This window comes from Loigolactobacillus bifermentans DSM 20003 (genome assembly GCF_001434575.1).
GTDB classification, from domain to species: domain Bacteria; phylum Bacillota; class Bacilli; order Lactobacillales; family Lactobacillaceae; genus Loigolactobacillus; species Loigolactobacillus bifermentans.
Map to the genome: position 1 here is coordinate 1 of NZ_AZDA01000009.1, position 7,644 is coordinate 7,644.

The window sequence follows — 7,644 nt, forward strand, 5'->3', positions numbered from 1 at the left end:
CAACTAGCACTTACCTTAACCAAGTTAGAAAATCAAAATACCGCTATATCTAAACTGTCAATAGCTTCTCAAAAAATTAATTTGGGTAATCAGAAAATAGGCCAGGGTCAGAAAAAATTGTTAGTAGGTCTCAAACAATTGGCACAAAAAGAAGATTTAACGACAGCTTTGAGAAAAATTAAGCATACTAAGAATCGACAGATCAGCCAGGCCTTCAGTCATACCTACTTAGTAGGAGCGGTGATTGTTTTGATTCTGTCACCAATTGATTTGTTGACAGATCGTAAGCCATTAAAAAGTTGAACTGGGAGCTAGCCATTAACTTTAATACGGATTACTAGCTAAATCTAAAAGGGGCCTCGTATTCGAAGCCCCTTTTGGTATGGTGTAAACAGTTTTAAAATATATTGTTTTTAACTAATTTAAATCGTCGCTGTTGCGTGCGTTTACTAATCCCCGTCTTTCGTTCAATCATTTTATAGGTCATGCCTTGTTTTCGTAACTCGTAGGCAAATCTAATTTGTTCCTCAGAATACGTTTTCGGTCGCCCTTCCCGAAACAACGGATCATGTTGCTTGGCATACACTTTACCTTCTTGTGTGCGCGTGACAATCATATCGCGTTCAAACTGCGCAAAGGCGCTAAATATTGTAAAGACTAGTTGGCCAGTCGGCGTATTGTCAATTAAGCCCATATTCAAAATGTTAACTTTGACATTTTCTTTAAACAACTCTTGGATAATGGCTAAGGCCTCGCGTGTGTTCCGCGCAAACCGATCCAACTTAGTGACAATCAAAGTATCGCCTGTTTTTAGAACGCGCAACAGTTTTTGAAACTCCGGTCGTTCGGTAGTTGTGCCGGTAAACTTTTCTTGAAAGATTTTTTCTGCTCCTGCCAATTTTAGTAACTCAATTTGATTTGCTAATTTTTGATCAGTGGTACTGACCCGCGCATAGCCATATTTCATATTTTTATCTCCTTACTTATGTCATTAAGTAATGACACGGTTCTAACCCTTTAATTATAAAGTATCAAAAAAGAGGCCACAACTGTTAAGTTATGGCCTACGTTTAAGAAATAGTTCAAATCAAAATGATAAGCAATGATCAATTTGATAAGTTTGACATCAATTGTATGTTATAATGGTGTTAAATAAAGAAAGGCGGGGATAAATATGGCAACGAGTGCAACCACTATTCGTCTTGATAATGAGCTTAAAGAAAAATTGACAAAAGAATTAAGTGCTACCGGTTTAAGTATTAACGCTTACTTTAACATGGCAGCAAGACAGTTAATCCTTCAAAAGAAGATCCCGTTTGAGGTTTTGACTGAAACAGACGAACCGACAGAGGAAACTAGACGTGCCTTAGTGGCAGCAGAGGCTAAAGAGTTGGGGATCATTCCAGATGATGTCCCAGAATTTGATAATACACAAGATCTAAAGGATTTTTTGGATAATTAAGTATGTATAAACTTAAACCTGAACCACAATTCAAAAAAGATTATCGCCAACTTAAACGGGTACACCCTGAGTTGATCACTGATTTAATGCAAGCCTTAGAACAACTTCAAATAAACGGTATCGTTAATCAGGAGTATCAACCACATGTGCTTAAAAATCGGGGCGGTAATTATAATGGACACTATGAATTTCATTTATTAGACGGGAAAGTGGATATTCTGGTCATTTATATGCCCCATAAGACTAATCCAGTGATCCGTTTAGTTCGAATCGGTGGACACGACGAACTGTTCCATGGCAGTTTAAACTAAACATCAAAAAACTAGCGAATTCCCCCCTGAGTGTGGGGGATTCGCTAGTTTTTATATTACGACCCTGTTAAGCTTGAACGGTTTAAACAAAGTAACAGAAAACATTAGCCATGTATTTTTCTATAGCACGTGGTTGTCATTCCCGAAGTTCTTTTAAAAACCTTCATAAAATAACTGGGGCTGTTAAATGCTGAAGTAAACACTGTTGAAATGGCAAGTTCTAACTCTACTATTACATTAACAGTGTATTCTTATGCAGTTGTTGATCGGCAAGAACAAATCGCAAAACAATTTGATGATACCAATAACATTATTGTAACTGGGAAACGCTAACTTTTACAAATCAGCAAGCTTCTTGATACTAGTGCATTTAGCACTTTTATATGTAAAAAGTCACTGTATTCCCAGATAACGGGAACAAATTCAGTTAGTTTGTTAAAACGTCACACTCTTACTTAATGATCAACACATCACAGTCAGAATGTTGAATCACATACCCACTGTGTGAGCCTTGAAGCATCTTGCCGACCATGTTGCTACCGGTGTTCCCGAGGACGATCAAATCGATCTTGTACTTGTCGGGCACGTCCTTTGCCAACAAGGTTTTGATATTGCCGATCAGGACTTTTCCTGTGACGTTAATATGTTGATTCACAGCTTCCCTCACATAAGGGTTTAACTTGGCTGAGACCTGCACTAAACGGTCGCGATAGAAATCTTCGTTAACCCCAAATGACGAGTCCATGCCACGGTCACGATTGACGATCCAGACAATGTAGAGTGATGCTGACAGTACTTGTGCGAGGGAACAGGCAATTTTGAATGCGCGGTCCGACTGGTCAGAGCCATCAAGGCCAATCAATATTCGAGAATATGGTTTCATAGTAGTACCCCCTAATACTTAGAATTGATAGTAGCATGTTTGCGGCCATAACCGAAGTAGAAGCACAATCCGATAATCAACCAAATGACGAACCGAAGCCAAGTTTCCCAGTTCAGGCCAGCAATCAGTACTAGGCAAAAAATAATGGCGATGATTGGGGTAAATGGCACGCCGGGTACCTTGAAACCGCGATGCAGCCCTGGTTGCGAATGGCGCATCCAAAGGACACCAGCAGAAACAAGAATAAAGGCGGTCAGTGTCCCAATATTGACCAGTTCAGAGAGAATGTTCAGGTTAATGAAACCACCAGCAATAGCGGTGATGATACCGAAGAACCAAGTGCCTTTGAATGGCGTTTGGTGTTTCTTATCAACGTCACCAAAAAACTTTGGGAAGAGGCCGTCACGCGACATTGAGTAACTGATTCTTGATTGGCCATACAACTGCACCAAGATAACGGTGGTCATTCCAAGAATGGCACCGATGCTGACGATAATGGACAACCATGTTTGCCCAGTTTTTGCCAAGACGGCTACAACTGGGGCGTTTAGTTATTTAGAGAATAACTTGAACGGTACGACCCCGGTCATGATTAACGTCATGATGATGTACAAAATAGTAGAAATCACAAGTGAAAGTAAAATGCCTCTTGGCAGTGTTTTACTTGGGTTGATCGTTTCCTCAGCACTGGATGAAACAGCGTCAAAACCAATGAATGAGAAGAAAACGATCGAGGCGGCAGGAATGATCCCGGTAGCGGTACCATTATGACAAGAATACAGACCAAAGGGATTAAATGGGTGCCAATTTTGTGGTTTGATGAACCAAACGGTACAAATGATGAACAAGACAATAACGGCTAATTTGATAATAACCATTGTATCGTTTGTCCGTTTCGTTTGCGTAATTCCGTTGGAAATAATCCAGGTGATTACCAGCACAATGATGAAAGCTGGCAAATTAAACACGGTAGTAACCCCAGGAGTCGTACCAGCTGCTGCGGTTAGAATCGTGGGAATATGAATGCCTAGATTATCTAGCAGATTGACAAAATAACCCGACCAGCCGGCCGAAACGGTCGCAGCACTCAAGGCATATTCAAGAATTAGATCCCAACCAATGATAAAGGCAATAATTTCACCAAAGGCAACGTATGCATAAGTATAAGCCGAGCCGGCAACTGGTGCTATTGACGCAAACTCAGCATAACAAAGTGCAGCAAAGCCACAACAGATGGCAGCAATCAAGAAAGACACGGACAATGCTGGACCAGCAGTTAGCGCCCCTTTCCCCGTTAAAACGAAAATCCCAGTCCCAATGATGGCCCCAATTCCTAAAAAGGTGAGGTCCCAGGTTCGTAATGTTCGTTTCAGGGGAGAAACATTTTTCTTCAAGTCATCAATACTTTTTTCCTAAATAATGATGGCATTTAATCACTTTCTCTCATTTAGATGTCATCATTTTATTGCTAATTGATTTATATGTAAATGAATGTTTCATGAAAATGTTTCATGAAAAACTAGTCATTACTAAAGCAAAAGGCAATGAGGCCATTTAAGCAATATGTTATTGTCTCTAATTGGATTTTATAAGGCGTTGCCAAAAAAATTAATTTCGAGTCATACTGCCTGTTAGAAGCTTATATCAAAAGGTTGATACGAATTCAGATTTTTAAGTATAAAGCGTTGAGACTATTGTCTTAACTGAACCTCATGCCACAGTGGTTGACCAGATTGGTAATTAAAACCCTTAATTTACCAGCCATTTAGTTTTGTTAGTTTCGTTAATAAACCTCTTATTGGGTGTTCTCTTATGCCATATTAGTCGACGAGGGATCCTTGATAACCCAAATGTTACCATTTCATCTGATACAGACGATTAAAAGTTAAAAAAACGCCCGGAATATTGTCCCAGACGATAAGTAATTTTGAATAGGGAAATCTTCTATTTCGAGACACTAACAGTTAGTCAGCGGTGCTCATATATTTTTATAGGATTGCGCTTTGGGTACACAAGCTGACATCATTGGCTATGCGTTTTTCTATAGCGCGTGGTTGTCATTCCCGAAGTTCTTTTAAAAACCTTCATAAAATAACTTGGGCTGTTAAATGCCAACACATAAGCAATTTCAGAAATGCTTATGTGACTATTTGTCAGCATATATTTAGCAGCATCAACCTTATGGCTATTAATATATGCGCCGACAGTGACATTGTATTTTTCCTTAAATAGATGGGCTAGTGAACTATCAGAACATTCAAATTTTTTGGCCAGAAGTGCTAATGATAACTTTTGATTAACGTGATTTTGAATGTATAAGGCAACTTGTTCAGCTAGGGATAGAGCTGTCTCGGATCTGATCTGATCCAAGCGTTTAAAGCATTCAATTGCGAGTAACTTCATCCAAATAGTGAATGGCGGTTGATCTTTTTTAAATTCAATTGTGCCTAAGATATCATCTTGTACTTTGAGAGCATCTTCTACTTTTACTTGGCCACTCTTAATGACGGTGTCGATTAACAAAGCAACAAATCGGATTAAAATATCTTTTTCACCACGGACGTAATTATTTGTTTCAAAGGTCTCTCCCATATGCTTAGTTAAAGTTGGGGTATTAAGTGCCTCGTTAAACCGGTTAAAATCAAAATCTTTAATAGCTCTTAAAATTAACTGCTCATTTGCATAATAAGTTCCGATTTCATTATTAGTTGGAAAACTAACGCGTTGAATGTCTGTCGGGACTTTCTTGATGTGAGTTTTCCACTGAGGATTTCTATGATGAGTCATTAATTGATAAGCTAGCGCGCTTAGCGAATGAATATTAGTTATAAATTTAGTGATGTCTCGATAATTAACCGGAATATTGGTGGTGTTAATATGTGGAATCACGATCAGTGTCTGATTATGATCAATAGGAATCATAACAACGTAGAAGTTATTTAAATCAATAATGGTCAGAAAATTAGGAACACGTAGTTTAAGCGCTTCCTGGACTAAGGGTTTCATATTATAGGCATTGTTATCAGAGATTAAAGCAATATTATTGCCTTTACAAAGGTAGAAATCTGCTGAGACAACATTACCAAGTAGCTGAAAAATTGACTGATTCATGGTACCTCTCCTGGCCATTTACAAAAAAGTGCTTTAATTTGCAGAATTAGACGTATAAATCTATGCTCTCATTATTATATAATTACAGCTAGTTTTGTCAAATATAATTTTGGAAGAGTGGTGTCTTAAATGGAAGAAAGAAAATTACATTATAAGATGTATAAAGACGGCAAAAAATTTGTTTTTGCCGCAATTGCGACACTTTCTTTTCTTGTCGCCGGTGGGGTATCAACGGTAGAGGTTCATGCTGATACTGTCTCAGAAAATACTAGTGTCGCTACTGCAAGCAGCACTAGTGATATAAAGAGTGCAGCGCCATCAACAGCTACTACAGCAGCAAGCAGTGCCAGTGACACGAAGAGCGCAGCTTCATCAACTGCTGCAACAGCAACAAGCAGCACTAGTGACACGAAGAGTGCAGCGCCATCAACAGTTACTACAGCAGCAAGTAGCTCCAGTGACACGAAGAGTGTGGTCCCATCAACAGCCACTACAGCAGCAAGCAGTGCCAGTGACACGAAGAGTGCAGCTACATCAACTGCTGCAACAGCAGCAAGTAGCTCTAGTGACACGAAGAGTGCAGTTACATCAACTGCTGATACTGTTGCAAGCAGCTCCAGTGATACGAAAAGCGCAGCTACATCAACTGCTGCAACAGCAGCAAGTAGCTCCAGTGACACGAAGAGTGTGGTCCCATCAACAGCTACTACAGCAGTAAGCAGCACTAGTGACACGAAGAACCCGGCTTCTTCAACCAATACTACGCGGCAAGCAGTGCAGGTTTCGTATAAGGACATCATTAATAAGCTAGATGCAGCTACGGGAACTGCAAGTACTGAGGTCACTAAGGATAACTTCTTACAGTATTTTGATTTGAATGGTTCAGCAACGTATGATCAAAGTACAGGAATAGTAACTCTCACACCAGATGATAACAATCAAGTTGGTAACTTTGCACTAAAATCTAAAATTGACACTAACAGTAGTTTTACTTTAACTGGTCAGGTTAATTTAGGTTCCGACCCAAATGGTGCCGACGGAATTAGTTTTGCTTTCCATAACGGGAATACCACTGACCTAGGGAACTCTGGTGGGAACTTGGGTATTGGGGGACTTTTAGATGTCTTAGGCTTTAAGCTAGATACTTGGGGTAATGGTTATAGGGCTCCAAGTTCCGATAAAGATGGAAGCCAAATTGATCCCACTAATTCTAATGACTTTGGCTGGAACGGCGATTCAATGAGTGCACCATATGGAACATTTGTTACAACTAGTGATGAACAAATTAAATCACAAGATGGAACTTATGTTCAGCGATGGTGGGCGAAAGATGTTGCTGGGTCAGCACAATCTTTAAGTGAATCTGATATAGATGGTCAGTTCCATGATTTCATTGTCCACTACGATGGGACTACTAGAACTATCACGGTGTCCTATACGCAAACCGACGGAACCGTTTTGACGTGGTCTCAACAAGTTGCTGATTCATATCAAGCGATAGCCTTCATTGTGAGTGCCTCGACTGGCGGTGCTAAAAACTTACAACAATTTAAGCTTACCAGTTTTGAATTCACCCAAGCAGCAACGGTTAACGTTAAGTATGTTGATACCGATGGCAATCAGATAGGGCAAAGCGAAGTTTCATATCCCAATGGGGTAGCGGTTAATGGTACTTACAGTACTACGCAATTAGACATTCCTGGTTACACATTTATTAAAATGGGAGATGGTAGTTTATCAGCCTCGGGAACGTTAACGCAAGCAGGAGATAACGGAACGGTTACCTACGTTTACACCAAAGATCCAGTAGCTGGTGGTAATGTCACGGCGAAGTATGTCGATGAAAACGGGAATCCAATTGCCGACAACGTCGTTTC

At 39.8% G+C, this 7,644-nt stretch carries 6 protein-coding genes and 2 pseudogenes; 4 read left to right on the forward strand and 4 right to left on the reverse strand.

The features are described 5' to 3' along the window. Nucleotides 1-303, forward strand: a pseudogene (locus FC07_RS16130) (MFS transporter); the annotation flags it as partial. 94 nt (nucleotides 304-397) lie between these two features. On the opposite strand, the gene FC07_RS02005 reads toward FC07_RS16130, so the two are convergent. Next, nucleotides 398-967, reverse strand: a complete 570-nt coding sequence (locus FC07_RS02005) for a recombinase family protein (RefSeq protein ID WP_024855672.1) — start codon at nucleotides 965-967, stop codon at nucleotides 398-400. 207 nt (nucleotides 968-1,174) lie between these two features. On the opposite strand from FC07_RS02005, the gene FC07_RS02010 reads away from it, so the two are divergent. Together FC07_RS02010 and FC07_RS02015 are read left to right on the forward strand one after the other, a co-directional pair. Then, nucleotides 1,175-1,462, forward strand: coding sequence for a type II toxin-antitoxin system RelB/DinJ family antitoxin (locus FC07_RS02010; protein ID WP_057903466.1), 288 nt, complete (start codon nucleotides 1,175-1,177; stop codon nucleotides 1,460-1,462). Between the two features lie 2 nt (nucleotides 1,463-1,464). Then, nucleotides 1,465-1,773 carry a type II toxin-antitoxin system YafQ family toxin gene (locus tag FC07_RS02015; RefSeq protein WP_057903467.1) on the forward strand — a complete coding sequence of 103 codons (309 nt, stop codon included), beginning with the start codon at nucleotides 1,465-1,467 and terminating at the stop codon, nucleotides 1,771-1,773. Nucleotides 1,774-2,224: 451 nt separating this feature from the next. Here FC07_RS02015 and FC07_RS02020 read toward each other — a convergent pair whose 3' ends face one another. From FC07_RS02020 to FC07_RS02030, 3 genes and pseudogenes are all read right to left on the reverse strand, one after another. After that, nucleotides 2,225-2,656, reverse strand: a complete 432-nt coding sequence (locus FC07_RS02020) for a universal stress protein (protein ID WP_057903468.1) — start codon at nucleotides 2,654-2,656, stop codon at nucleotides 2,225-2,227. Between the two features lie 11 nt (nucleotides 2,657-2,667). After that, a pseudogene (locus tag FC07_RS02025) lies at nucleotides 2,668-4,085 on the reverse strand (amino acid permease). Nucleotides 4,086-4,678: 593 nt separating this feature from the next. After that, nucleotides 4,679-5,767, reverse strand: coding sequence for a helix-turn-helix domain-containing protein (locus tag FC07_RS02030; RefSeq protein ID WP_057903469.1), 1,089 nt, complete (start codon nucleotides 5,765-5,767; stop codon nucleotides 4,679-4,681). 129 nt (nucleotides 5,768-5,896) lie between these two features. Here FC07_RS02030 and FC07_RS15520 point away from each other — a divergent pair. Beyond that, on the forward strand, nucleotides 5,897-7,644 hold a 1,748-nt coding region (locus FC07_RS15520), incomplete at its 3' end, for a lectin-like domain-containing protein (RefSeq protein WP_170206662.1).

Excerpts from the sequence above, each read along its gene's own strand:
- FC07_RS02005 (WP_024855672.1), bottom strand. The coding sequence starts at position 967 with ATGAAATATGGCTATGCGCGGGTCAGTACCACTGATCAAAAATTAGCA.
- FC07_RS02010 (WP_057903466.1), top strand. The coding sequence starts at position 1,175 with ATGGCAACGAGTGCAACCACTATTCGTCTTGATAATGAGCTTAAAGAA.
- FC07_RS02015 (WP_057903467.1), top strand. The coding sequence starts at position 1,465 with ATGTATAAACTTAAACCTGAACCACAATTCAAAAAAGATTATCGCCAA.
- FC07_RS02020 (WP_057903468.1), bottom strand. The coding sequence starts at position 2,656 with ATGAAACCATATTCTCGAATATTGATTGGCCTTGATGGCTCTGACCAG.
- FC07_RS02030 (WP_057903469.1), bottom strand. The coding sequence starts at position 5,767 with ATGAATCAGTCAATTTTTCAGCTACTTGGTAATGTTGTCTCAGCAGAT.